The 26,188-nt window shown below is 34.8% G+C and carries 29 protein-coding genes and 1 pseudogene; 11 read left to right on the forward strand and 19 right to left on the reverse strand.

Features of this window, described 5'->3' with window-relative positions:
* Positions 1-6: 6 nt before the first annotated feature.
* The 6 genes and pseudogenes from ACZ76X_RS27200 to ACZ76X_RS27225 form a co-directional block, all read right to left on the reverse strand.
* Positions 7-972: an ABC transporter ATP-binding protein gene (locus ACZ76X_RS27200; RefSeq protein ID WP_479852299.1), complete on the reverse strand. Its 966-nt coding sequence runs from the start codon at positions 970-972 to the stop codon at positions 7-9.
* The gene (locus ACZ76X_RS27205) at positions 969-1,949 is read right to left on the reverse strand and encodes an ABC transporter ATP-binding protein (protein WP_479852300.1); all 981 of its coding nucleotides are present in this window, start codon (positions 1,947-1,949) and stop codon (positions 969-971) included. Before ACZ76X_RS27205 ends, ACZ76X_RS27200 begins: the two co-directional genes overlap by 4 nt.
* 10 nt (positions 1,950-1,959) lie before the next feature.
* Positions 1,960-2,883: an oligopeptide ABC transporter permease gene (opp4C, locus tag ACZ76X_RS27210; RefSeq protein WP_479852301.1), complete on the reverse strand. Its 924-nt coding sequence runs from the start codon at positions 2,881-2,883 to the stop codon at positions 1,960-1,962.
* A 15-nt stretch (positions 2,884-2,898) separates the two neighbouring features.
* Entirely contained in the window at positions 2,899-3,855 is a 957-nt protein-coding gene (locus ACZ76X_RS27215) for an ABC transporter permease (protein ID WP_000860738.1), read from the reverse strand.
* 103 nt (positions 3,856-3,958) lie between these two features.
* Positions 3,959-5,686, reverse strand: a complete 1,728-nt coding sequence (locus ACZ76X_RS27220; protein WP_479852302.1) for an ABC transporter substrate-binding protein — start codon at positions 5,684-5,686, stop codon at positions 3,959-3,961.
* A gap of 247 nt (positions 5,687-5,933) precedes the next feature.
* Positions 5,934-6,209: pseudogene (locus ACZ76X_RS27225) on the reverse strand (ABC transporter substrate-binding protein); the annotation flags it as partial.
* A gap of 102 nt (positions 6,210-6,311) precedes the next feature.
* Between ACZ76X_RS27225 and ACZ76X_RS27230 the strand changes: the two are divergent.
* Entirely contained in the window at positions 6,312-6,509 is a 198-nt protein-coding gene (locus tag ACZ76X_RS27230) for a hypothetical protein (RefSeq protein WP_000369258.1), read from the forward strand.
* A 245-nt stretch (positions 6,510-6,754) separates the two neighbouring features.
* On the opposite strand, the gene abc-f is transcribed toward ACZ76X_RS27230, so the two are convergent.
* Together abc-f and ACZ76X_RS27240 are read right to left on the reverse strand one after the other, a co-directional pair.
* A complete protein-coding gene (gene abc-f / locus ACZ76X_RS27235) occupies positions 6,755-8,635 on the reverse strand; it encodes a ribosomal protection-like ABC-F family protein (protein WP_479852303.1) in 1,881 nt (626 codons plus the stop codon).
* Between the two features lie 124 nt (positions 8,636-8,759).
* Complete coding sequence (locus ACZ76X_RS27240; RefSeq protein WP_000830642.1) at positions 8,760-8,894, reverse strand: RAxF-45 family protein; 135 nt, start codon at positions 8,892-8,894, stop codon at positions 8,760-8,762.
* 426 nt (positions 8,895-9,320) lie between these two features.
* Here ACZ76X_RS27240 and ACZ76X_RS27245 point away from each other — a divergent pair, with 426 nt between their 5' ends.
* Together ACZ76X_RS27245 and ACZ76X_RS27250 are read left to right on the forward strand one after the other, a co-directional pair.
* Complete coding sequence (locus ACZ76X_RS27245; protein WP_001975396.1) at positions 9,321-9,443, forward strand: hypothetical protein; 123 nt, start codon at positions 9,321-9,323, stop codon at positions 9,441-9,443.
* Between the two features lie 134 nt (positions 9,444-9,577).
* Positions 9,578-10,366, forward strand: a complete 789-nt coding sequence (locus ACZ76X_RS27250; RefSeq protein ID WP_479852304.1) for a DUF4931 domain-containing protein — start codon at positions 9,578-9,580, stop codon at positions 10,364-10,366.
* Between the two features lie 11 nt (positions 10,367-10,377).
* On the opposite strand, the gene ACZ76X_RS27255 is transcribed toward ACZ76X_RS27250, so the two are convergent.
* Positions 10,378-10,911 (reverse strand): transglycosylase SLT domain-containing protein, encoded by a 534-nt coding sequence (locus tag ACZ76X_RS27255; RefSeq protein ID WP_479852342.1) that lies wholly within the window; start codon positions 10,909-10,911, stop codon positions 10,378-10,380.
* A gap of 250 nt (positions 10,912-11,161) precedes the next feature.
* On the opposite strand from ACZ76X_RS27255, the gene ACZ76X_RS27260 reads away from it, so the two are divergent.
* On the forward strand, positions 11,162-12,811 hold the full coding sequence (locus ACZ76X_RS27260; protein WP_479852305.1) for a DUF2334 domain-containing protein: 1,650 nt from the start codon (positions 11,162-11,164) through the stop codon (positions 12,809-12,811).
* Between the two features lie 105 nt (positions 12,812-12,916).
* Here the strand turns inward: ACZ76X_RS27260 and ACZ76X_RS27265 are convergent, their stop codons facing one another.
* The 5 genes from ACZ76X_RS27265 to ACZ76X_RS27285 form a co-directional block, all read right to left on the reverse strand.
* Positions 12,917-13,717, reverse strand: coding sequence for a TatD family hydrolase (locus tag ACZ76X_RS27265; protein WP_479852306.1), 801 nt, complete (start codon positions 13,715-13,717; stop codon positions 12,917-12,919).
* Between the two features lie 746 nt (positions 13,718-14,463).
* On the reverse strand, positions 14,464-14,820 hold the full coding sequence (locus ACZ76X_RS27270; protein ID WP_098669217.1) for a YxeA family protein: 357 nt from the start codon (positions 14,818-14,820) through the stop codon (positions 14,464-14,466).
* A 139-nt stretch (positions 14,821-14,959) separates the two neighbouring features.
* Positions 14,960-15,796 carry a YitT family protein gene (locus ACZ76X_RS27275; RefSeq protein WP_044790585.1) on the reverse strand — a complete coding sequence of 279 codons (837 nt, stop codon included), beginning with the start codon at positions 15,794-15,796 and terminating at the stop codon, positions 14,960-14,962.
* 118 nt (positions 15,797-15,914) lie between these two features.
* Entirely contained in the window at positions 15,915-16,244 is a 330-nt protein-coding gene (locus ACZ76X_RS27280; protein WP_479852307.1) for a PH domain-containing protein, read from the reverse strand.
* Between the two features lie 148 nt (positions 16,245-16,392).
* Positions 16,393-17,370 carry a LacI family DNA-binding transcriptional regulator gene (locus ACZ76X_RS27285; RefSeq protein WP_479852308.1) on the reverse strand — a complete coding sequence of 326 codons (978 nt, stop codon included), beginning with the start codon at positions 17,368-17,370 and terminating at the stop codon, positions 16,393-16,395.
* Between the two features lie 305 nt (positions 17,371-17,675).
* On the opposite strand from ACZ76X_RS27285, the gene ACZ76X_RS27290 reads away from it, so the two are divergent.
* Complete coding sequence (locus ACZ76X_RS27290; RefSeq protein ID WP_001060010.1) at positions 17,676-17,771, forward strand: DUF3948 family protein; 96 nt, start codon at positions 17,676-17,678, stop codon at positions 17,769-17,771.
* Between the two features lie 73 nt (positions 17,772-17,844).
* Here ACZ76X_RS27290 and ACZ76X_RS27295 read toward each other — a convergent pair whose 3' ends face one another.
* A complete protein-coding gene (locus ACZ76X_RS27295; RefSeq protein ID WP_098669214.1) occupies positions 17,845-18,450 on the reverse strand; it encodes a lysophospholipid acyltransferase family protein in 606 nt (201 codons plus the stop codon).
* A gap of 336 nt (positions 18,451-18,786) precedes the next feature.
* Between ACZ76X_RS27295 and ACZ76X_RS27300 the strand changes: the two genes are divergently transcribed.
* A complete protein-coding gene (locus ACZ76X_RS27300) occupies positions 18,787-18,882 on the forward strand; it encodes a DUF3948 family protein (RefSeq protein ID WP_001060007.1) in 96 nt (31 codons plus the stop codon).
* 60 nt (positions 18,883-18,942) lie between these two features.
* Here ACZ76X_RS27300 and ACZ76X_RS27305 read toward each other — a convergent pair whose 3' ends face one another.
* Together ACZ76X_RS27305 and ACZ76X_RS27310 are read right to left on the reverse strand one after the other, a co-directional pair.
* Positions 18,943-19,083 carry a YrzO family protein gene (locus tag ACZ76X_RS27305; RefSeq protein WP_000894069.1) on the reverse strand — a complete coding sequence of 47 codons (141 nt, stop codon included), beginning with the start codon at positions 19,081-19,083 and terminating at the stop codon, positions 18,943-18,945.
* Positions 19,084-19,104: 21 nt separating this feature from the next.
* Entirely contained in the window at positions 19,105-20,073 is a 969-nt protein-coding gene (locus ACZ76X_RS27310) for a DMT family transporter (RefSeq protein WP_479852309.1), read from the reverse strand.
* Positions 20,074-20,200: 127 nt separating this feature from the next.
* On the opposite strand from ACZ76X_RS27310, the gene ACZ76X_RS27315 reads away from it, so the two are divergent.
* Positions 20,201-21,067, forward strand: a complete 867-nt coding sequence (locus ACZ76X_RS27315; RefSeq protein WP_000423049.1) for a LysR family transcriptional regulator — start codon at positions 20,201-20,203, stop codon at positions 21,065-21,067.
* A 255-nt stretch (positions 21,068-21,322) separates the two neighbouring features.
* Positions 21,323-21,424: a DUF3948 family protein gene (locus ACZ76X_RS27320; protein ID WP_001060013.1), complete on the forward strand. Its 102-nt coding sequence runs from the start codon at positions 21,323-21,325 to the stop codon at positions 21,422-21,424.
* Positions 21,425-21,641: 217 nt separating this feature from the next.
* Here the strand turns inward: ACZ76X_RS27320 and ACZ76X_RS27325 are convergent, their stop codons facing one another.
* Positions 21,642-22,589 (reverse strand): substrate-binding domain-containing protein, encoded by a 948-nt coding sequence (locus tag ACZ76X_RS27325; protein ID WP_479852310.1) that lies wholly within the window; start codon positions 22,587-22,589, stop codon positions 21,642-21,644.
* Positions 22,590-22,723: 134 nt separating this feature from the next.
* Between ACZ76X_RS27325 and modA the strand changes: the two genes are divergently transcribed.
* The 3 genes from modA to ACZ76X_RS27340 all read left to right on the forward strand — a co-directional run bounded on the left by modA (position 22,724) and on the right by ACZ76X_RS27340 (position 25,367).
* On the forward strand, positions 22,724-23,530 hold the full coding sequence (modA, locus tag ACZ76X_RS27330) for a molybdate ABC transporter substrate-binding protein (protein WP_479852311.1): 807 nt from the start codon (positions 22,724-22,726) through the stop codon (positions 23,528-23,530).
* 5 nt (positions 23,531-23,535) lie between these two features.
* Positions 23,536-24,207, forward strand: a complete 672-nt coding sequence (gene modB / locus ACZ76X_RS27335) for a molybdate ABC transporter permease subunit (RefSeq protein ID WP_479852312.1) — start codon at positions 23,536-23,538, stop codon at positions 24,205-24,207.
* Positions 24,208-24,515: 308 nt separating this feature from the next.
* Positions 24,516-25,367: a GRP family sugar transporter gene (locus ACZ76X_RS27340; protein ID WP_000353544.1), complete on the forward strand. Its 852-nt coding sequence runs from the start codon at positions 24,516-24,518 to the stop codon at positions 25,365-25,367.
* 90 nt (positions 25,368-25,457) lie between these two features.
* Here the strand turns inward: ACZ76X_RS27340 and pnuC are convergent, their stop codons facing one another.
* Positions 25,458-26,084: a nicotinamide riboside transporter PnuC gene (pnuC, locus tag ACZ76X_RS27345; RefSeq protein ID WP_479852313.1), complete on the reverse strand. Its 627-nt coding sequence runs from the start codon at positions 26,082-26,084 to the stop codon at positions 25,458-25,460.
* Between the last annotated feature and the right edge of the window lie 104 nt (positions 26,085-26,188).

Below are 26,188 nucleotides of genomic sequence, written 5' to 3' on the forward strand. Positions count from 1 at the left end.
CCTTTTTTATACATGATGACAAGCAACAAAATGCTCCCCACCAACATTACGGAATTCCGGTACGGCTTGTTTACAAATATCCGTCGCAAACGGGCAACGTGTATGAAAGCGACAGCCTGAAGGTGGATTTGCTGGACTTGGAATGTCACCCTCTAGTATGATTCTCTCTCGCTTCACTGTTGGATCCGGTATTGGCACTGCAGATAACAATGCTTTTGTATATGGATGAAGCGGATTCGTAAATAATTCATCACGCGATGCTGTCTCCACGATCGTTCCTAAATACATAATCCCAATTTTCGTACATAAATGTTCGACTACACTTAAATCGTGTGAAATGAACAAATAAGATAGTCCCTTTTTCTCCTGTAACTCACTAAATAAATTAATGATCTGTGCTTGAATAGATACATCTAGTGCTGCCACAGGTTCGTCAGCTACAATAAATTCTGGGTTTAATACCATAGCTCTTGCGATAACGATACGTTGACGTTGTCCACCAGAAAATTCATGAGGGTACCGGTCAATATGATATGGGGCTAAGCCACATAACTCTAATACTTCCGTCACTTTTTCACGAACATTTTCTTTCGTAGCTAATCCGTGAGCCAACATCGGCTCACCAAGTGCCTCTCCAATTCTCATTCTCGGATTTAATGAACTAAATGGATCTTGAAACACGAGTTGCATATTAGGACGATGTTTTCTCAATTCTTCCTTAGATAAAGAGTGAACATCCTGCCCTTTAAACTTCACTTCCCCTTCCGTTTTTTGGACGAGACGTAAAATTGTTTTTCCTATCGTCGTCTTTCCACTTCCCGATTCACCAACAAGGCCGAACACTTCACCTTTATTAATAGTAAAACTTACTCCATCAACTGCTTTTACATGTCCAACCGTTCTACTAAATATGCCGCCTTTAATTGGAAAATATGTTTTTAAATTTTTTACTTCTAATAATGGTTCACTCATTGTCCCGCACGCTCCTCATATAACCAGCAAGCTACTTTATGATTCTCATCATGTACATTCAGATTTGGCGCTTCTTCTTTACATATTTCCATACAATGCTCACAACGACCACTAAAGTAGCAAAACTCATCCAAACCAACTAAATTAGGAACTTGCCCTGGAATAGAGTACAGTTTATCTATTCGTTTTCCCATCACTGGTTTTGATTTCAACAAACCTTTCGTATACGGGTGTTTCGGATTTTGGAATATTTCTAGTACTGGTGCTTCTTCAATAACTTTCCCACCATACATAACGACAACGTAATCAGCCATTTCTGCTACAACGCCTAAATCATGTGTAATTAATAAAATGGATGTTTTAAATTCCTCTTTTACTTGTCTTAATAAGTCTAATATTTGAGCTTGAATCGTAACATCAAGAGCCGTTGTCGGTTCATCAGCAATTAATAGCTTAGGATTACAACTAAGCGCAACAGCAATCATAATACGTTGTAACATACCACCACTCAGTTCATGTGGATAAGAATGGACGATTTCATCCGCACGAGCTATACCAACTTTACGAATTAATTCAATAGCCTTCTTATATGCTTCATTTTTACTAAGCAGTTCATGCTCCCTTAACGTCTCTACAATTTGTTCCCCTACAGTGAAGACCGGATTCAGCGATGTCATCGGTTCTTGGAAAATCATCGCAATCTCATTCCCTCGTAAACTACGAAGCTCCTTCTCTTTCATTCCTAAAAGACTTTTTCCCTCATATAGAATATCTCCACCTACTACACTGCCTGATTCAGCAATAAGCCCCATAATAGATAAAGCTGTTACACTTTTCCCACAACCTGATTCACCTACAACACAAACCGTTTCACCTTCTCGAACAGCAAAACTAACATGATTTACAGCCTTTACTGTTCCTTCCTCCGTTTGAAAGTGTGTTTGTAAGTCTTTCAGCTCTACTACCGCTTTACTCATATTCCCTCACCTACCGTCTCATCTTTGGATCTAACGCATCACGAAGTGCATCACCAAGTAAATTAATGGATACAACTGTTATAAAGATTGCGAAACCAGGAGGAATCCATAACCACGGACTCTTTTGGAAATCAATTAATGAGTTAGCTGCGCTAATCATATTCCCCCATGATGGTGTAGGCGGGACGACGCCGAGACCTAAGTAGCTTAGCGCGGACTCTCCTAAAATAGAACCTGCAACGCCTAATGTCGATACAACAATTAATATTGGTAAAACATTAGGAATTAAGTGATATATAATTTTTCGGTAATCTTTTATCCCTAGCACATCAGCAGCTTGCATAAATGCCTGCTCTCTAAGTGATAAAATTTGCCCCCTTACAAGGCGTGCAAGCCCTGGCCAACCTACTAAACTTAAAATAATCATAATGACATACAAACGATAATCAGATGGTACTTTCCACTCTGATAAAATTGCCCCCATTATAATAAGTAATGGTAGGCCTGGCATCGACATTAAAATATCAGCAAGACGCATAATAATATTATCAACAATGCCACGATAAAATCCTGCAATAGCCCCTAATACAGCTCCTAATATTACGGATAAAACCATCGAAGCTAAACCAATTGTTAATGAAATTCGACCCGCTTGCATCAGTCTTGTTAAAATATCTCTTCCTAATTGATCTGTACCGAGCCAATGAGAAAAACTAGGTGGTTTGTTAATTAACGCAACTTGTATTTTCCCTGATGCATATGGTGAAAAGAATGGACCGATAAAACAAAATAAAAACATAAAAATTAATGCATACAATCCTACGAGCGCCATCTTATTTTTCTTTATCTTTTTAAGAGCTTGTCGCCATGGTGATGATTCATTTCTCCTTCTCTTTTTTTCTTTTTTCTCTGTAATTGCTGTAACAGTTTCCATCTCGTTTCCCCCCCTTTACTTCAACCGAATACGTGGATCAACAACTGCATATACAATGTCTGCGAAAAAGTTTGAAACGATTGTTAAACAAGAAAGAAACATCGTAAATGCCATTAATACTGTATAATCACGGAAATTAAGTGCCTCTAATTGAATATTACCGATACCTGGCCAGTTAAAAATTTGCTCAATAATAATCGCTCCTGAAAATAAACCTGGTAATTCAAATGCCAATAAAGTAATCGCCGGTAAAATAGCATTTTTTAATGCATGTTTATAAATAACCGTCTTCTCCTTTAAACCTTTCGCACGTGCTGTTCGTATGTAATCTTGTCTTACAACCTCTAACATACTTGTTCTAAAATAACGAGTTAATGAACCCACTCCAAGAAGTGTCAAAATAAATACCGGTAAAACCATATGTTTGGCAACTTCTATCACATAAGCAAACCCAGTAGAATTACTGCCAACATCAATCATTCCACCTATCGGTAATAACTTAAAATCAACCGCGAACACTTTAATTAAAAACAAACCGATAAAGAAAGAAGGAAATGACATCGCTGCAAAGACACCAATTGTTACAAGTTTATCGAATAAAGAATGTTGCTTCGTTGCCGAGAATACACCGATAATAAGTGCAATTAGCCAAATAAAAAACAATGCAATAACCGCTACACTAAACGAGTTCCAAATAAACTTATTTAATAGTGATGTTACAGGTTCTTGATATTGAAGCGAAAAACCAAAGTCTCCTTGCAATGCATTACCTAACCAATGAAAATAGCGCTCGACAATTGGTTTGTTCAATCCATACAATTCCCTAAGCTCAGCTGCTCTTTCCGGTGTAATCTTTGGATTTGAATCAATATAATCACCCGGAAGAAGTGCGAACAGGAAGAAGATAATAATTGATGTTCCAAACAGTGTAGGAATCATTTGTAGCAACCTACGAACGATATATGTTTTCACCCTTTTTCTCTCCAATCTAATGCTTAAAATAGAAGAACATTTTTTCAAATCGGCACATTTCTAACCGAATGAAAAAATGTCTTCTACTTATACATTCTTCTCGTTATTTTTCAAATGATAATACTGGTAAGTTTGCACTAATACTATTGTATTTTTCAGGATCAATTCCTTTTATATTCCCGTTATAACCAGTAATTGTTCTGCGATAGTTTAAGAGAATTACTGGTGGATCATCACTTAATTCTTTATAAAGTTCTTTATAGATTGGTTTACGTTTTTCAATATCTACCGTTTCTATACCTTTTTGAATTAACTCATCTACTTTTGCATTTTTATAACCAAGACTCTTCTCATTCGCACTAGATAAATATTCACCAGCTGTTTCACTTGGGTCACTTGTAATCGGTGTTGAAACAGAAGCTAAGTCATAATCACCTTTATTAACTTTTGAAAGCATTGTATTAAAGTCCATGAATTCAGGGTTAAATTCTACACCTATCTCTTTATAATTCTCTTTAGCAATTGGAATTAATAAATCACTATCTTTAGCTGAACTTGGACCGAAATACGAAAGTTTTAATTTTTGACCATCTTTTTCCCGGATTCCATCCGAACCAACTTTCCACCCTGCTTCATCTAGTAACTTTTTCGCTTTTTCTTTGTCATACTCATATTTATTAACGCCTTCTTCTGTGTAAGCCCAAGAAGTCGGATGAATTGGTACATTCGCTACCGTACCGTATCCTTTGTATGCTGTATCAACATATTTTTTACGATCTAATCCGTAAATAAGCGCTTGGCGAACCTTTTTATCCTTTAAATACGGCTTATTATGATTCATATAAACATAACTAAATGATGGTGCTGTTTCGATTTGGATATTTGCGAATTCTAAAGCCTTAGCCTGTTCAAGAACCTCGTCACCAGTACCTAAGCCAGTGTGGTCAACCTCACCTGTTTGAAATAACTGAAGCTTCGTATCGCCAGAAGTAATTTTATAAATGAAGTTTTGAATTTTTGGTTTACCCGCATAGTAATTTTCATTTGCTACAAAACGAACTTCTTGACCTGGAATATACTTTTCAAATTTATATGGACCCGCAGCTAGTGGTTTGCCATATAAATCTTTTAAGTAATCTAAACTTGTATTTTGTTTGTAATCTTTTCCGTAATAAGCTTTTGATAGTACTGCGTTACCAAAAACAAATATAGCTTGTGAATTAACCTTTTCAGTCGTAATTTTTATTGTTTGTGGATCGACAACTTGAATACCTTCAATTGAAGTTGCTTTTCCTTCTTTATATTCTTTACCACCTTTAACTGCATATTGAGAGATGTCCACTTCGCCTTCATATGCCTTATCGTGTAAAAGCGTCAATGTGAACGCTACATCATCCGCTGTTAATGGCGAGCCATCGCTAAATTTCAAATCTTTACGTAAATGGAATGTATATGTTAACTGATCAGAAGAAACGTCCCACTTCTCAGCTAATTCTGGAATTGGTTTCCCTTGTTTATCGGTTGATATGAGAGATGCAAAAATAACTGAAGTTACGTTTCCGTCCCAACCATTTTGTTGGAAATATGGTAAAAATACGCCTCCTGGTTTGTTAATCCCAACTACTAAGGTATCTTTTCTATTCTTCGCTTTATCTGGCACTTTCGTTTTATCTGTCGCAGCGATCTTTTCAATTTTTATATTTTTTAAATCCTGCTGTTTAACCGGTTCTGTAGAAGCCGTATCTTCCTGTCCCCCACAAGCAGATAACACAAGCGAACTACTCAGTAATACCGAAAATACACCAGCCCATTTTTTTGTCTTTTTCTTCATTGTCCCCACCCTAACTTTTCTTTTTTTAATAATTAAACCTTATGAACTGCTTGCCTTATGTATGCCTCCCACAGCAACATTTTATAGCCAATCGGAAAAGTCGGTTTTAATCATAAAAAAATAGATGTTTTTGAGGGGTAACAATCCTATTCCGACCTTTCCGGTAGACTTTATGGTTATTAGCTTATATCGTCCGTTATATTTTGTCAATTCTTTCTAAATAAATATTTTGAGAATTTTTCTAAAATTATTGTTCTATCTTTAATTTAGGTAAACTTAATAAAATGCCATTATAGTTATCTTCTTGCAATCCTTGAATGCACGCATTATGTGCAGACACAACTTTGCTATTATTTAAGAAGATTACAGGCGGGTCTTCACTTCACTCTTGATATAACTTTGTATAGATTTCCTTTCGCTTTTCAATATCCAACGTTTCTAATGCTTGCTTAGCTAATTCATCTACTTTTTGATTATAGTATCCATCATAATTTCGTTTACTTACTGAAACAAACTCTTCAATCATTCTCTTTTATTTCGTATTAAAAAATTAAAAATTCACTTCTATTCGTTCAGCATGAAACATAGAATACTAATAACCAATTACCAAAAAGGGGGCGAAAACATGGACAACCTATTCCAATACGTCCTGCACTACGTATTATTAACAATTATGATAGTCGGGGCGCTGTTACTATTCCCATTCTTCCCAAAGTTCGTCCTCTTTTTAGCTTTTTTTATTATGCTCGGGATCGCTATTATCATTTCAACAAGGGAAGATACCACACAAAAAGAAAACAGAGTTCAGCGTGTGAAGCTGTAACTCTGTTTTTTTATTTCCAATTATGAGTCTCTGTTTCACATACTTATGTCTCGGGAAATAATTAATCGATGCAAAAATCTCCTAATACCATTTATGTTTTTAAATTTATACAAATTGCGGAACAAAGATTTATAAAATGTACTGTTTCACGTGAAACACATATTTTCTTTTTCTCTTACAGTAAAATATTGATATAAAAAAGCGAATTCCTTCAGCACAATTGAAAGGAATTCGCTTTCTACTTTTCACTCCACAATATTCTCTAACTCATTATATAAACCTGCGCGTAACAACTCTTTTTTCATTTTTTCTTCATACAATTGTTCAAGCATTTCAACATCAACTGCATTTTCCATTTTACATTCAAGGGCATATATATCTTCTTCTATATGCATTAGCTCGTTTTCAACGTCCTCTAAATTTCTAGATTCCTGCTTTTTTATAGGTATCACTTCTAACTCTTTGCTTCCTCGCTGCTTCTGTTTCACTATTTGTTTCTCAATTCTTTCTTCCCACTTTTGACGAGCCCATGCATAGTTCCCTGCAAACTCAAATAATTTACGCTCATCAATCCAATACGTCTTTTCAAATAACTTATTTAAAAAATAACGATCATGTGAAACAGCTAAAATTGTTCCATTATATTGTTCAAGAGCTTCCTCTAAAACTTCCCTTGATTCAATGTCGAGATGGTTTGTCGGCTCATCTAAAATCAAAAAATTGATATCTTGATACATAAGTTGCGCAAGTCTTAACCTCATTCTTTCCCCACCGCTCAGTTGCGTTACTTTCTTAAACACCGCTGGACCATAAAATAAAAACTTAGCTAATATATGTCTCGCTTCTCCCTCTGTTACAGCTACATATTCTCTAAAAGCCTCTAATACATTACTCTTCATATTTCCGTACGCATGCTGTGATAAATAACCGATTTTCACACTACTACCAATTCGAATTTCTCCCGCGTCTGGTTCTATTTCTTCTAATAATAATTTTAGTAGCGTTGTCTTTCCTGTACCATTACGACCAACGATGGCCGCACGCTCTTGAAAACGAACATGTAAATTCACTTCGTTAAATAGGGAGTAGTCAGCAAATCCTTTACTCACTTCTTTCATTACAACAACATCTTTCCCACTTCTCTCTTGCCCTTCAAACTGAAGTCCCATTTGTTTTCGCTCTAAAATAGGTTTCTTTAGTTTTTCCATACGTTCGAGTGCACGTTCCATACTTCTCGCTCTCTTATGCAATCCTTCATTCGGAGGATTCGCCTGATTTGCCCATTCACGTAGTCGCTTAATTGCTTCTTTCATTTTCTTTATTTTCTTTTGCTGTTCTTGATAAGCTTGAAACTCCTGAAGCAATCGTTCTTCCTTTTCCTCAACAAACTGAGAATAGTTTGTATGATACACGTGAATCTCTCCATCTTCTAAATCAAAAATCTTCTTTACAACTTCATCAAGGAAATAACGATCATGTGAAATGACCATAACCGTTCCATTGTATTCTTTCAAAAATTGCTCTAACCATTCTACCGCAAATAAATCTAAATGATTGGTTGGCTCATCTAATAAAAGTAAATCTGGTTTCTGCAACAGCATGTATGCAAGGCTGACTTTTGTTTGCTCCCCGCCACTTAACTCCAGAAATGATCGAGGAAATAGTTCTGTCACCTGTAGACCATTTGCTACCTTCATAATATTCGCTTCTATTTCATAACCACCAAGGAATGCAAACTTTTCTTGGATTACTCCGTACCTCTCCATTAATCTTTGTAAAGCAGACGGTTCCTGTTCTTCCGTCATATGTTTTTCTAAAGCACGCATTTCCCTTTCTAATTCCTTTTCTATTTTAAAAGCAGAACTCAATACATCATATACAGTCATACCTTCATCAAATTTCGGAATTTGCGCTACATGACCAATACGTGTACCTTTCTTCATATGAATGGCTCCTGCATCCAAACTTTCCATTCCAGTTAGAAGTTGAAAGATTGTAGTCTTCCCACTACCGTTTCGACCAACTAATCCAACACGTTCACCGTTCTTTATTTCAAGCGATATATTTTCAAATATGATGTTTCCACCAAAAGATTTCGTTACATTATTTACACTACAAATTGTCATTTTCCGTACTCCTTTCAATATAAAAAACCATAGGAAAGAAACATTCCCCATGGTTTTCGACATAGAAAAAGGAAGCCAAATAGCTCCCTTTTCACACGTTTATTAAAAATGGGTGAAGAGATTTCTATCGTTCAATAGCTACTATGCAATTGTTAAAAAAGGACAGACGTATCCCGTTAACAACTACATCATGAAAAATCGCACGACAAAAATAGATAAAATCTAAAAATTTGGCACGTGCAGCTAAAGAACGTTTCATCTCATTCACCTCTTTCGTACGGAATTTAATACTTACTTCTTTATTATACTTTCCCATTTCATGTTTGAATAGTCATTTTTCTGAAAATAATGAAGATAGACTAAACATTTCAATAAGTGACATCAAATCTTACAAAACTGTTATGTTCACGTAATGGAAAGCGATAGTACAAAAAGATGCCTCCCTATACAATAAAGATGTAAACAAGAGAGACAACAAAAGGAGGAAACAACCATGATGAAAGAAATCGTAAAAGCAATCTTTGAGGTATTAGTGAACGGACAAGCAGTTGTAAAAGAACTAAACGAACTATAAAAAGGAGTGAGAGAATATGATGAACATGGTAAAAATGATTTTACACGCTCTAGTTGATGCAAAAGCAGTTAGCCAAGAATTAAACCAACAATAAAAAAGGGGTAAACGAATATGAAGAAAGCCATTATTGTAATCGCAAGTACAGCAATTGCCTTATACACAATAAAAAATAGAAAAAAGAAGTACAATACAAACGATTTATATTATCCATACACATTATTAAAGAAAAAATAAAAGACAAGGTACCCTATCTCAATGAGGATATCTTGTCTTTTATTTTTCCGATTCCCTTTAAAGGATTTTCTTCTCCTTTTCCCGAATGTATTAAGCGGGATTTTTACATATATTTTAAAGGGGCATATATACAAATGGATACACAACAACTATACTTTTTAAACGATATCGGTAAACAAAAACCAGAAAGCATCCGGAATAGAAGCGCGGCATGTCCTTTTTGTGACAGAGAAAATTTAACGGATATTTTAGCAACTGAAGGATCAATTATTTGGCTAAAAAACAAATTTCCTACATTAAAAGATACATTTCAAACGGTGCTAATCGAAACAGATAATTGTGAAGACCATATTGCGACATACACAGAAGAACATATGAAATCGCTAATTTATTTTTCCATTAAACATTGGTTAGATTTGCAGAAGAATGAAGAATTCACATCTGTGATTTTATACAAAAATCATGGTCCATTCTCCGGCGGAAGTTTACATCATGCACACATGCAGATTATCGGAATGAAATATGTAGACTATCTTGATAACATTGAACAGGACAACTTCCAAGGAGTCATTGTACAAAAAAACGCACGCATTGAACTCAATATTTCAGATCGCCCTATTATCGGTTTTACCGAATTTAATATCATCATTGAAGATGTTGAATTCATCGATGAACTGGCAAATTACATTCAGCAAACTGTACGTTACATACTGACAGATTTCCATAAAGGATGTAGTAGTTATAACTTATTCTTCTATCACGTAAACGAAAAAATCATTTGTAAAGTTGTTCCCAGGTTTGTCGTTTCACCGTTATATGTAGGATATAAAATACCGCAAGTTTCCACAAAGCTAGAAGAGGTGAAAATACAACTAGCAGAGTATTTCACAAAACGACGCGATTATCCACAAAAAATAGAGTAGGTCTCAAAAACCTACTCTTTAATTACACCTTTATTTCGATAGTACACATCCTCTAACCCGACATTATACTTCATATTATTATCCGTCCACTCCGGCCCTAAATTACCTGGCCATCCAGATGTATTTGCTATATATTTTAGTAATGCAAAATCAGTCAAACCTTTTTGCACCCCGCGCTTATATCCTTTCATTAAATGCGGCATTGCAATTTGCGCATTTTTACGTGGATCTTTCAGCTCATCATCAGTTAAATGATCCGGTGCAAGTCCACCACCGCGATGCAATTGAAACAATCCGAATGAAGTTCCGTTATCTCCAACACTTCTTGGATTTAACCGACTTTCATGTTCGGCAATTGTAAGAGGTATCCATTCTGGAAGATTGACTTTCTTTGCTTCCTCTATAATAATTTGTTTCATCTGTTTTGCTTCTTCTGAATCAACATAGCTTGTCTCATTTACTAATTTGCCCATTCCTTCAGACTTTCCTTGGAAATATAAGTACACCCCAAGAACAACTAAAAATCCTACAAAGAATTTCTTCACTACCTCTACCTCTTTCTCCGCTGAAATTTGTCCCCTTTCAGCCTTCTTCCCTTTACAATTACCCACATTCTATCATTCTCTTACCCTTTTATCATAGCAAATAACTATACATATTATCATCATGCTTTAGACCGATTTCGTGAAAAAACAGCTGGTAAATACGTGCAAAAATGTAACTTTCATAGACTACAACGTATTTCTTGTATATAATTGTAAATTGAACTCTACATATAGAATAGGAGCAGACCAAATGAAAAAGTGCATAATACTCTTGTTCAGTATTTTACTTCTTATCCCTATCCACACCTCTGCACAAACGTCATCAAAACCAAAAGTACTTGTTTTATATAGTACAAAAGACGATAAAATTACAAATAATATTCAAATCCTTAATACTCAATTAGGACATTTTACAAACGATATAACTACAAAAAGTTTAAAAAAAGCTAATGAAATTACTAATTCATCTTCTTATACACATATTGTTTATATCGGTGAACAAAAAGAAGAGTTTCCTACTGAAGCAAAACAACTTATAGAAAATTTCTCAGGCCCAGTATTAGTGCTAGGGCAAAATGTTGAACAACTATCTAATCGCTTTTCTTTCATTACTCTAAAGGATAATGATGTACGAGTGAATGAAATCGAATATCCAAGTAATAAACTAAAGAACACGTTAGAAGAAGAACGATTGATTCAATCTTTTGATACAAATGGAACTGTTCTTGCTAACGCTTTAAGCTCAAATAGTAAGAACCCACTAATCGTTCAGCATGAAACATCTTATTACGTTGCAACGTCAAATCTCTTCGACTGGATATCCCATTATATAGGTGAAATGTTATTTTCTTATTTCGGACAAAAGCCAACGACAAATAAAGTAGAGGCTTATTTACGTCTTGAGGACGTCCATCCAGCCGCAGATATAAATCAATTAAAAGAAATTGCTACATTACTAAAAGAGAAAAAAATTTCTTACATGATTACGGTCATACCGGTATATAAAGATCCAGACACAGGAAAAACAATACATTTAAAAGAGAAACCCGAACTAGTCGATCTTTTACGCTCTATGCAAAATGATGGTGCAGCAATTATTATGCATGGTTATACGCACCAATTTTATGATAGTGAAACTGGTGAAGGTTTTGAATTTTGGGATGTCAAAACAGACCAACCAATTCGTCAACCAAATCATGAAAAACCAAAAACAAAAGATGATTTCCCTAATATAGAAGCATATAATGCATATGTAAAAAAAGGGGAAGAATTTGAAGAAAAATATACGACTGATTATATTGAAAAAGGTATTCAAGAACTTGTAGATGCAAAACTATATCCTGTCGCATTTGAAGCACCTCATTACACGATGTCTCAAAAAGGATATGCAATATTATCAAGGTACTTTTCAACTTATGTAGGACAACTACAGTTAAGTGACACAACTTGGAAATCTATGCACTCACCATTTTATACAAGTACTCCATCATTTTTACACGGGATGAAATTAATTCCTGAAACAGTCGGCTTTATTGAAGAAGATAAGCCACATACTATTGCAAAGATGAAGGAACGTGCTGTATCTGTTGCTAAATTATCCGATGGAGTTATTGGTGCATTCTATCATCCTTACTTAGGTGTGAAACCATTAAAAGAAGTATTAAAGGAACTAGAGAGCATTCCAAATATAGAATGGATTGATTTACAAAAAGAAACAAATGAAGTGAAAATGAAAGATATTCATATTACTACTAATAAAGACGGCATTCACGTTGAAAAACCAACAAGCGCAAACGACATAATGGATTATATAAAACAATATGGATTCTTCCTTATACTTGGCCTCTTTGTCATTGTCTTTCTTTTCTTATTAAGACGCGGGAAAAAATTAGAATCCTAATACAAAACCACCAAGCAGAATGCTTGGTGGTTTTGTAATTTAAATTAAAATGTGGCATATTATGAATATACCATTTGATTATCAATCCTCACCTAACTTCTCTACTTACACTGAATTTTGAGGTGGGAGTCTTACCGCCCGGCGAATAGCGGGATAACATTGAATCGTATTTTCATATATCGTTTTCGTAACCTTATCAACAGACTTGTTTTTTATAACACTAATTTCCTTTAGTACCTCTCTAATCATTCTCGGATGCGTCATAACATCGTCTTGAAATTCCCACGGTCCATCCGTTTCTACCATCATATATTCAAGTGGATAATACGAAACGATTTTTCTAATTTTCTCCTTATGTAAAACATCTGGCGTGATAGAAATGTAATAACCATTCCTCATCATCCGTTTCATTGTTGTTTCACTTCCTTTAAACCAATGAAAGTGTGCACGTGAAACTTTATATTTCTCCAGTAAATCACATACAATATCAGCGTCTTCATACACTGCATGCAATATAATTGGTAAATCATATTTACTAGCTAGTTCAACAAACCGTTGTAACACCGAAATATATGAATTGATAGCAATGCGCTCATCTTCTTTTCTTACATAATACGGCAAACCTACCTCACCAATCGCAACTATGTCCTCTACATGATCTTCAATTAATTTATAAATTTGCTCACATTCTTCTTTATGAATCAGTTGCTCTGGGTGAAAACCTATTGCTGGATGAACAAAGGGATATCGCTTTGCTAAATATAAAGTTTCTTTACATGATTGATAATTCATAGATACTGCAATAAGCCCCTCTATCTCTTTACTATTTTCCACATCTTTAAGTAATTTACTTTTCTCTTCATCCTTATATTGGTCAACATGTATATGACTATCAATCCACTTCATTTTTATTCCCCCATAAAAAAAACAAGAAAGGATCTCCCTTCTTGTTTTTTCATCTATATTATTTAACAATTAAGTTTGTTATGATATCAAATAATCCAATACATACTACGGCAACAGTAAAGTAGCTACAGAAATCTTTAATTGGAAACTTCACTACTTCTTCTTTACGCATCCCATTCTTCTCCCTTCTTACTATATCCCTAATTATTTTTATCTATTTGTATCTATTATGCAAAAAATATGACAAATTTACTATCGAATTAACTTACGTAAACCTTACAATGTTGTAAGGTTTAAAAGAACAGCCCCATCTACATAACAGATGAGGCTTATTAAAAAGTAGTTGGTTTTTCATTCTTCATTAACATTATAAACAGAAAGTAATACAGTGAGCCTTTCTAATTACACTATATAAAATTCGCTATCTTTTAACCATCGAATTACATTACAGAAGACTTACATGTTTGTAAGCTATGTGTAATGTAATTCGATAGTTTCTCTTACTTACATCTCGTACAATAAAGTTAACAAGTAAGCCAAATAAGAAGAACACTTAAATAACCAAATTACATTGTTAGTAGCTACCCTTCTTATACTTTTCACTCATGCTACTACAATGTACCCCCTTCCCCTTTATATAATAAAAAAGCCTTAGTCCTTAGGGACTAAGGCTTTTTTACGAACCTACAATATACCCCTACCTAGTATTTTTATTTTCGACAAAAAATAGGTAGGGGTATATTGCGCTATCTCATCGCTAAAAGTTTACTCTTTGCATTAATAGGAATATTTATCGCTTCAATTTCTTCAATTGCCTCGCCGTAACGTCCTTTTGCATACACCTTTAATGTTTCATCTCTCTTTAACATATGCTTAACAGTCTTCTTTATTTTTTGTTCTCTCCCACGTTCGTCAAATGCAATAAATTCATATTCATACCACTCATCACCAATATGCTGACCAATTGTATTCACAACCGTATAGTATTCTTTCGTCTTATAAAGCGGATTATATTTATCGATAACCGGTCCAAGTTTCGTAGGTAGTAACATTATTACTATGACTATCATCGCTATTATAGTAGTGATCATTTTTTTCTTCATAATAAACATTCCTCCTCTGCAGGATATATATACATCCATTTTAAAAAGAAGGAATACAATCTACTATTGAATCTCATTACATTACACTTACACTTTTGTAAGAATTAAAAAAAGGTGAACGAATTTACTCGTTCACCTTTTAACTCGCTTTAAAGCCTCCACCAAGTACATCACGTACATCATGGATAACAACGAAAGCATCTTCATCCACTCGACTAATAACTTGCTTTAACTTAACAAGCTCTTGTTTATTAATAACAACATATAAAACTTCTTTATTCTTACCAGTATATCCGCCGCGCCCTTCTAATACAGTGACACCCCGTGTCATGTTTTTTGTAATAGCCTCACGTATTAACTCTGGTTGATTTGAAATAATTGTAACAGCCGTTTTTGTATCCATTCCTTCTACAATGAAATCAATCACTTTCGCTCCGATAAATACCGCAACAAGTGTGTACATCGCTTTTTCCTGCCCTATTATAAATACGGAACCAGCAATTACAACGATATCAATAATAAGTACACCTTTACCGACGCTCCAACCTAAATATTGATTTGCTAACCGTGCTAAAATTGCCGATCCCCCTGATGTACCTCCAGCTTTGAACATACAGCCTAATCCGATACCGACAAATACACCAGCAAATAGTGCCGCTAATAACGTATCACTATTTACATGATACTCAATATGTTCTGTAACATATAAAAACAAGGATGTTTCTACAATCCCTAAAATTGTATAAACCATCGTTTTCTTATCAAAAAATTTATAACCAACAGCTAGTAAAATTGCATTTATAGCAAAGTTCACAATCCCAGGCGACCAATCAAATAAATAGTACGTAACAACCGTTAAACCAATAATTCCACCCTCTGATAGACGGTTTGGAATTGCAAAGTAATTAATACCAATTGCGAATAATAATGAACCAATTGTAATTAGTGTTATTTCCTTTATACGTTGATTAACCATAGTTCATACCCTCCCCCCATTTGACATTGTATCACTATCTCCTAGAGGTTTAGAAGTTGTTTTTATTGCGCATTTCACCTCTTGAAAATTGAGATATTATGTTTAAACGAAGGGGTGATTAATTATTCATATTTGTTCTCACTGTATGGACAAATCGCTCCACATTCCCTTGCTGAATATACTTAGCTCTAACCGTTTCATGATTACAAGTAAATTCAAAATACGGACGGAAATCTATGCTATCTATATGCAAATATGAGTACTCTTTAAACGTTGAAGGATAGTAAGGAAATTCCCCGTAAAACAGGAGACGTCTAGTAGTGATAACAAAAATCCCATGTTGATAACATAACGTGAAATTATCCTTCTCAAAGATCCCCACCACAAAGGCTAAAATATTTTCGTCTTTCCCCAAATACTTTTTTATACTTAATAAAAGTTCATTCATGCATATCCCTCCAAATACTATTTTTGAAAAGAATCCATGGATTGTTACAAACCGGTTTAACTCCTTTATAAAGTATGAAACGCGTTTCCTGTCAAAGGTATTTCAAAAAAATAATCCGTTATGCACTTATACACATAACGGATTAAAATTACACTGTAGATCGCTCCACAAGTTCATATGAAATTTCCACCTTTTCTTGTTTAGAACTCTCGTCACTTATTTGCCGGTAAAACATTTCAAAAGCCGCTTTACCTATCCCCTTCAAATTTTGATCAATGGTTGTAAGTTGCAACACTTGCGAAATAGGTTGGTTATCTAAACCAATAATCGCTAAATCCTCAGGAACTTGAATACCCAATTTCCCAACTTCCGTCATAACCCCAATCGCAACTTCATCTCCTGCTACTATTAATGCTTCAGGAAGATGCTGCATCTCCTTTAATTTATGAGCCACTCTCACACCATCTTCTAATGTAAAACATTCTGTGAAAATCCATTCTTCATTCACTTCTTCATCTATAGATTGCAATTGATGTTTATACACATCAAAACGCTTTTGACTACTCGGTCCTAGCTTTCTCCCCGTACAATAACCAATTTTTTTATAACCTTTTTCAATAAGGTGGTTCATTCCTAGCTGGAAAGCTGCCGAATGATTTGTATATACACTTGATATATTTGAAATATCATTATCTTCACAAGCAATGATTGTGCCATAAGAAGCATACGGTTCTATCATTTCCCAATCATTCGCACGTGAACAAATAATAAGACCATCCAATTGTTTCGTTTTTAACATATGTAAACTTTTCATTTCTTCTTTTTTATTATAATTCGTTTGGCAAAGCAGTACCCTGTAGTTATGAGTTAACGCTCCCTCCATCATTCCCCCTACCATTGCATCGAAGCTCGGGTGATTAATGTAAGGGAGAATCACACCAACAATATTCGTCTTTCCTTTTGATAAATGAACAGCATTTGCGTTTTGTGAGTAATTCAACTTCTCAACTATCTCCATAACCGCTTTCCTTTTTTCTTCACTTACATACGGATGATCATTCAATACTCTCGAAACAGTCGTAACTGAAACTCCCGCCATCTTTGCAATATCTTTAATATTAGCCATACACTCACCTCTACTTTTAAATTAATAAATTCTATAAACGTATGTCAAACCTTCTCATCATTACACCTCCATTCGTTTTTCTTACAAAAGTGTAATTTTCCTGTAAGCTAATTCGATAGTTACTCTCTGCTTTTTTTCATACAATTAAGTCAGAAACAGGGCAACAATTATTCGAAAAGGAGCGGATTTATATGATGAACAAAATGAAATCAAACAATTTTTTACATACAATGGGCATGGTATTTTCCGCTCTTATCGATGCAAAAGCTGTTGCTTCTACATTAAACAAGTAAGGAGAATGTCTGATGAATAACATTACTTTCAACAAATTAGATTTTTTAGGACTAGCTAGCGGATCAGTTCTTCTTACTGCTTTTATTTACGCCGCTACGCTTGTATAACTTTTGTGTCCCCTTTCCCCTTTATTATAAATAGTAATAGAAAAGACGACCGTCTATGCCCGGTCGTCTTTTCTTACTTTTGATTTGATTGCAAAGCTTCCTTTAGCTCCTCAAACTTCTCATTTAATTGATCTGTCATCATTTTCATAGCTGTTTTTCGATCTATTTGTTCTTCAGCATCAATTTGAATTGGGTCTCCAAAAATCAATTGCGCCTTTTTCCCTTTTATTAATTCTTTTACACTTGATGGGCCAATATAAGCTGCCGGTATTAATGGAACGTTAGAACGCATCGCAATTGTCACAGCACCAGCTTTTAATGAAACGTCTTCTGTTGATCTTGTTCCACTTGGGAAAATCCCTACGACTTTTCCTTCTTTTAATAAGCGTGATGGAATTTTAAGTGTACTCGGTCCTGGATTTGCACGATCTACAGGGAATGCATTTACATTTTTAAAGAACCAATTTTTGAATTTCCCTTCAAATAATTCTTTTTTGGCCATGTAATGAATTTCGGTCGGATACATCCCTGTCGCTAACATTAACACATCCATAAAGCTTGTATGTGTGCACGCAACAACATACGGACCGCCTTCTGGTAATTTTTCTCTTCCTTGCACTTCTACTTTCCCAGCTGTTTTAAATATATATTTCAACAAAAATGTAATTGGTTTATACATTTGTTTCGTTCCTTTCTAAACATCCGAAGTATAGTCATTTTCTTACCACAATTATAACACTAAGTTTTAGGAGTTGGTAATAAAAATAAGTATTAATTGTTAAATTTCAATTCTTACAAAAGTGTAATTTTCTTGTAAGCTAATTCGATAGTTACTTCTTGCGATATTTCATACAATTAAGTCAGAAAGAAACAACAACTATTCGAAAAGGAGCGGATCAATATGATGAACAAGATGAAAACGAACAATCTTTTAAATACAATGGGCATGGTATTTTCCGCTCTTATCGATGCAAAAGCTGTTGCTTCTACATTAAACAAGTAAGGAGAATGCATCATGAATAACATCACTTTTAACAAATTAGATTTTTTAGGATTAGCTAGCGGCTCTCTTCTTCTTACTGCTTTTATTTACGCTGCTACGCTTGTATAACTTTGTGTCCCCTTTCCCCTTTATATAGAAGAAGACGACCGTCTATGCCCGGTCGTCTTTTTAAATGTTTCTTTCTTTTAACTCTTTTAAAAGCTGTATCATTTCAGCTTGTTGTTTTATCTTCTTACGACCATTTCGATTAATTGCTGCAAGCTCACAAGCAACTCCAACGGCAAAGAAAAACAATAAACTTTCTAACATGTGAAATCCTCCAATTGCCTATTAAACAGCTTGACGTAATTGCTCTTCTTGTAACATTTCCTTATTTATATTTTCTTCTTTTCTCTGACAAACGTTATTGCGAATAAGTGCTGCAATAACAAGTAAAGTTCCTATAATATCAAACGTCGTTATTTGGTATCCTCGCATCATCATAATTATTAAAGTCGTAATAGGCACAAAGTTAATAAACAAAATCCCATTAATAGATGATAAAATCTTCACACCGTAATTCCAAGCAAGTAATGCTACAATTCCCGGTAATGTCATCATAAATAACAAATCATATTTCACGACAGAAATCGTTCCCATACTCGGAACTGAAACATATCCAAGCGACGTAATAAGTACCGTTATAATTCCTGTAACCGTCGTACCGAATACACACGTCAATGTAGAGTAACGTAATGTCGACCAATCGCTACACGTTTGACCACCCATCGTATAAATAACCCAACCTACAACTCCAACAAATATACATGCTAGTGAAAACATGTTATCTTTCAATGTTAAAAAGAAACTCATGTCGCCCTTTGTAATAACAAATACAGCCCCTACAAAAGCGATAATCATGCTCGTTATCATATATTTTTTCGGTTTTACATGCTTATATCCCCATAAAATACAAATAGAAATCATCGGCATAAGTGCTTCCATAATAGAGGCTACCATGACGCCTGATTTTCCCATTAACATTTGACCTAAAAATACAAGTACATTATATACAGTAAACGCCATCGTTCCGAAAAAGACGAGTAACTTTCCTCTTCCCTCTAAACGAAATGCCTGTTTTCCTTCTTTCATTAACAATAATACAATCAGTACGATCGCCACCGCTCCATAGCGAATAAACGAAAAATAAAATGGATCTATGTATTCTAACGCATGATCAGCAACTGGAAACATTGCTCCCCATGACATACTTGCTATTAAACATGCGAAAGCACCTATGATTATTTGACCTCTTCTCACCACAATCCCCCACTTCTTTCTATTTGCACAAAGAGAATTGTAAAAGAAAAAATATATCACGTAAAATGATTCAAAATGATGTTAACTATCATTTATAATGATAGTTAACATCAAGGAGGAGCATAAAATGGAATTAAGAGACTTACAAATCTTCCAAAGCGTTGCCGATCAAGGCAGTGTAAGCGGCGCAGCAAAGGAATTAAATTACGTACAATCAAATGTAACAGCACGCATTAAACAACTAGAAAATGAGCTAAAAACGCCCCTCTTTTACCGTCATAAACGAGGCATGACTCTAACAGCTGAAGGAAGAAAAATGCTTGTTTATGTTAATAAAATTTTGCAAGATGTCGATGAGCTAAAGCAAGTTTTTTTAGATAGTGAAACACCCTCTGGCATATTAAAAATCGGTACTGTCGAAACAGTAAGTACATTACCTACCATTTTATCTTCTTACTATAAAAGCTATCCGAATGTCGATTTATCATTACAAGCAGGCCTAACAGAAGAATTAATTAGAGAAGTACTGGATCACCAATTAGATGGTGCTTTTATATCAGGACCTATTAAACATCCACTAATTGAACAATACGATGTTAGTACAGAAAAGTTAATGCTTGTAACACAAAATAAAGCTTTTCATATAGAAGAATTTACAACAACGCCTCTACTCGTTTTTAACCAAGGATGTGGATACCGTTCTAAACTAGAACGATGGCTGAAAGACGAGGGTTTGCTGCCAAAAAGAATTATGGAGTTTAATATATTAGAGACAATATTAAATAGTGTGGCACTTGGCCTTGGAATTACACTCGTACCACAGTCTGCTGTCCACCATCTTTCTAAAGCCGGGAAAGTACATTGTCATGCAATCCCTGAAAAATACGGCAGTATTTCAACAGTTTTCATACGCCGTAAAGATAGCTATATGACGAATTCAATGCGTAGCTTTTTAAAAACAATCGAAGAGCATCATCACATCAACATGCTTTAAAAGACATTCTTACACGGATGTCTTTTTTTCTTACAAAAGTGTAAGTCTTTCGTAAGCTAATTCGATAGTTGCAGGCGATCATATTTCCTATAATTAAGATATAAAGCAGGGCAACAACAATTCGAAAAGGAGCGGATACGCATGATGAACAAAATGAAATCAAACAAATTTTTAAATACAATGGGCATGGTGCTATCCGCACTTGTCGATGCAAAAGCTGTTGCAACTACATTAAACAAATAAGGAGAGATTATAATGAACAACATTACATTTAACAAATCAGATTTCTTCGGACTTGCAAGTGGAGCGACTCTTCTTACAGCTTTCATTTACACACTTGCTCAAGGTCTTGTTTAACACTTTGTTTCCCCAAACCCCTTTATATATAGAAAAAGCTGCTCGTCTTATAGACAAGCAGCTTTTTAGTTTATCCCGCTTTAATGGGCAGTAAGACCCCCACCTCAAAATTCAGCGAAAGCAAAGAAGTTTGGTGGGGGATCAACTGCCCATTAAAGTCCGATTGGTTCAACTAATAATCAGTGGGGGATGAAGAAAACCCCCACTGATTAAAGTTTCACTTTATTTCATATATAATTTGACCTGTTTTCGTCATATCGTATCCGCCAATTGCCGTTAATTCATTATGAAATTCTTCCGATTGCAGAATGTCTTTCACGGCTTCAATCAACTCTTCATTTTCTTTATTCTTCAAAATCACTAAATCATACTGTTCTTTCATGATTGGAATAAAGTCTACATTTACAATTTGCGAAAACTTTTCTGATCCTACCCCCACATCAGCTTTTCCATTTGCGACCTGCGTGGCAACACCAAGATGGTTTGATTCTTCCCATTCATATCCACTTATACGTTCTTTATTTAACTTTTGAATGCGCAATTGTTCATCGACTAACACCCTAATACCAGAGCCCTTTTCTCGATTTACAAATCGTATAGATGACTGAGATAAATCAGCCCATGTTTTTATGTTTTTTGGATTTCCCTTTTGCACATAAAACCCAACGTTCCTTGCTAATAAATTAATCATCGTACATGGTTGTCCAACTAAAATACGTTTTACGTAAGGAACATTATATGTACCCGTTTCGCCATCAAACAAATGCAAGCTAACGATACTTCCTTCTCCTTGATACATTTTTACTAAGCTCGTTAAACTACCTTGATATGCTCTTAATATATTTGAACTTGGCAGGCGATTTTCTATACGTTTTGCCAACATATCTAACGTTAGTTCTTGTCCACTAATAATACATGTATCCAAGCCTCTACTATCTTCGCTCTTTACAGAAGTACCTTGTATTTTCCCTGTTTTCATTTGTTTTATATATTGTTCTAAATCCGTTGCATCGATGCGCATCTGTCTACCAATTCTATAGGAAGGCAGTTCTCCTTTTTTAATTAAATCGTATACTGTTAATTTTGATACTTTTAATCGCTTCGCTACTTCTTCCGTTGTGTAGGAATGATGATCCATAGACGATTCCTCACTTTCTTCCTTCATTGTAACAAAGAAAAGAATATTTCTCCTATATTTTAAGAGCAACTACATCGTTCAAATTATATTCAATTATAACTAGTTATATTTAGTTATAATTAGTTATAATTGAATATGTCAAAACGAAAGGGGATTTTCTTATGAACAAGTTTATATTACGATCCATAGGGGCGCTTATACTTTCTTTTCTTCTTATATTTAGCGTTGCATGTACAAACGGAGATAAGAAAGAGAAATCAGCTGCTAAAGAAGGAAAAACAGTTGAACTTACTATATCCGCAGCCGCAAGCTTACAAGATGCATTAAAAGAAATTGAAACAAAATATAAAGAACAAGAACCTAATATTAAACTTTCTTTTAATTTCGGTGCTTCTGGTGCACTTCAACAACAAATCGAACAGGGCGCACCTGCTGATTTATTCTTCTCAGCAGCCGAAGATAAATTCCAAACTCTTGTAAAAAAAGGATTCATTAATGAAAAGGAAGGGAAGAATCTTCTTGGAAATGAACTCGTTTTAGTCGTCCCAAAAGATAGTTCTCTTACAAAAATTCAAGATTTAAAAGATGAAAAAATTAAGAAAATCGCACTTGGTACACCTGAATCAGTACCTGCAGGAAAATATGCAAAGGCTTCTCTTACAAATGAAAATCTATGGAATGACATTCAAAATAAAATCGTATTTACAAAAGATGTTCGGCAAGTGTTAACATATGTAGAAACAGGTAATGTAGATGCTGGTATTGTATACAAAACAGATGCTCTTATTTCAGACAAAGTAAAGATTGGTGAGACAGCAGCTGCTACTTCTCATGAGCCAATTCACTATCCTTTAGGTGTTATAAAAGAATCTAAGCATAAGAAAGAGGCGACTTCATTTTATGAGTATTTGCAGTCAAAAGACGCACAATCTATCTTTAAGAAATATGGATTTACAGTCCTATCATAATTGCCATGAGCTTTGATACTATTTTATCACCAATCTTTCTATCTTTACGAGTAGCCACATGTGCCACCATTATCGTTACCATTTTAGGAACGATAATCGGACGAGCGCTGGCACGATCCTCATGGAGATATAAAGTAATACTAGAAACGATTTTCTTATTACCAATGGTACTTCCGCCAACTGTAATCGGCTTTTTTCTCATTATCATTTTTGGAAATAATAGTCCCATTGGAACGTGGATAGAATCAATATTTCAGCAGTCTATTATGTTCACATCTACTGCTGCGATTATCGCTTCTACAGTTGTTGCATTTCCGCTCATGTACCAATCAGCAAAAACAGGGTTTTCTATCGCGAATGTACAAATTGAAGAAAGCGCTCGTGACCTTGGCGCAAGTGAATATCAAGTTTTTCTACACGTCACACTTCCACTTGCATTTCCTGCTTTACTAAACGGAATGATTTTGAGTTTTGTTCGCGCGCTCGGTGAATTCGGTGCTACACTCATGTTTGCGGGGAACATTCCTGGTAAAACACAGACTATCCCAACTGCAATTTACATGGCGATTGATGCAAGTAATATGCAGCTGGCCTGGACACTTGTCGTTATCACTATTAGTATGTCACTCCTATTTCTACTATGTATTCAGCTTATTAACAAAAGAATTACTAACTAACTCTTAAAGCAGCTTTTTTTCGAAGCTGCTTCTTTATTTCTCAGGAAATAAAATATACTATCGGGAAATAACTGAATTTTACTTTTTATTTAAATATACATTCTATTTGAATTTACTTTCTAAAATAGGCAATTTCCTGTTATTATATGTAGGTGTTTGAAAAAATGAAGAAATGAAAACGCATTTATATCGTGAATTCTTCATCCCGTTTTAGCGATCGGTAATCTTCTACTCTATCAGTGGAGCATTACCGATCGTTAGAACGATATGTAATTATATTGGTATAACAAATCGAAGGGAGTCTTGTAATGGACATTTTATTAGCGCTTCTTCCTGCAATTGCATGGGGAAACATTTTATTAGTAAGCGTAAAAATGGGCGGTGGTGCATATAGCCAAACGGTAGGTATGACAATCGGTGCTCTATTCTTCGCAACAATTATGTATGTATTTACTCAACCAGCTCTAACAATGACAATCTTGATTGTTGGTTTTATTTCAGGTTTATTCTGGGCTTTAGGTCAAGTAAACCAATTAAAAACAGTTGAAAAGTTAGGTGTTTCTACTACTGTAACGATTTCTACTGGTATGCAACTTGTTGCAACTTCTATCTTTGGAGTTATCGCTTTCCGTGAGTGGACTACTACTACAACAATCATTCTGGGAACGATTGCAATCCTATTAATCGTAGTTGGTGTTGTATTCACATCATTAGATGATAAAGAAAATGCTCAGCCACCAGGACAATTGAAAAAAGGACTTCTTACTTTAATTGTTTCTACTTTCGGCTACCTTGTATATGTAATTATTATTCGTTGGTATAATATCGATGGTTGGTCTGCTATTTTACCACAAGCAGTTGGTATGTTTGTCGGTGCGGTTGTACTGACATCTAAACATAAACCATTTAACAAATATGCAATCCGTAATGCTCTATCTGGTTTACTATGGGGAACTGGAAACTTATTCTTACTTCTTTCATTACCCCGTGTCGGAGTAGCAACAAGCTTCCCATTATCTCAAACTGGAATCGTTATCTCAACATTCGGTGCGATTGTCTTCTTAGGTGAAAAGAAAACAAAACGTCAATTGATCTTTATTGCACTAGGTAGTGTTTTAATTATCGGCGGTGCTGTATTACTAGGTATGACAAAAGCATAAACTTATATTCTATTAATAAACCCCTGAAGCATATGTGCTTCAGGGGTTTTCTATTTTAATTATTTTCTAAATATAATTATTTACATGTCCTTATCTTTTATAATTGCTCTTCCATTCTAGTAAACCAGCTATACATATAAAGAGATTAATAACAGCTAATATTAGCATGACGTATAAACCTGTGGAAATATAAATCACAATACTAATCACGTTATACAAAATCCATAAATACCAGTTCTCTAAAATTTTTCGACTTAACATAAATTGAGCTACTAATCCTAGTACAGCATTTAAAGCGTCTAAATATGGGCTTGTTGATTCTAAATAACGGATTTGATAATAGCCCCAACCAATCCAAGCAACTAACATGAAGAGTATATAAATCGTCCACCCTTTTATATTTAAACGAACTGTTGCTTTTACCTCTTCCTCCCCACTACATGCAATCCAATGATACCAACCATATACATTAAATATAAATTGAAAGGCTGCTAATACTGCCATTGCATATAAACCTTGTGTAATGAAAATATATAGAAATACCGCAACCGTAATCATGCCAAACAAAAAATTAGATACCTTTTCCCTCGCTAATAACCAAACATTAATAATCCCCATAACCGATGCAAAAATTTCAATATAACTCGATTGAATATAAAATCCAACCAATACGCAAATGATACTAGAAACAACTAAAAAAAGCGGACTTCTAATCATGATCATCTCTCCCCAGATGTATAATAAATTCCCTATCACCAGTATAAGGAATAGCCCTTACACTTACCATGATTTCCCTGATTTTTGTTATCCATTCCACCTAC

It is taken from the genome of Bacillus sp. BC05(2025), assembly GCF_056725905.1.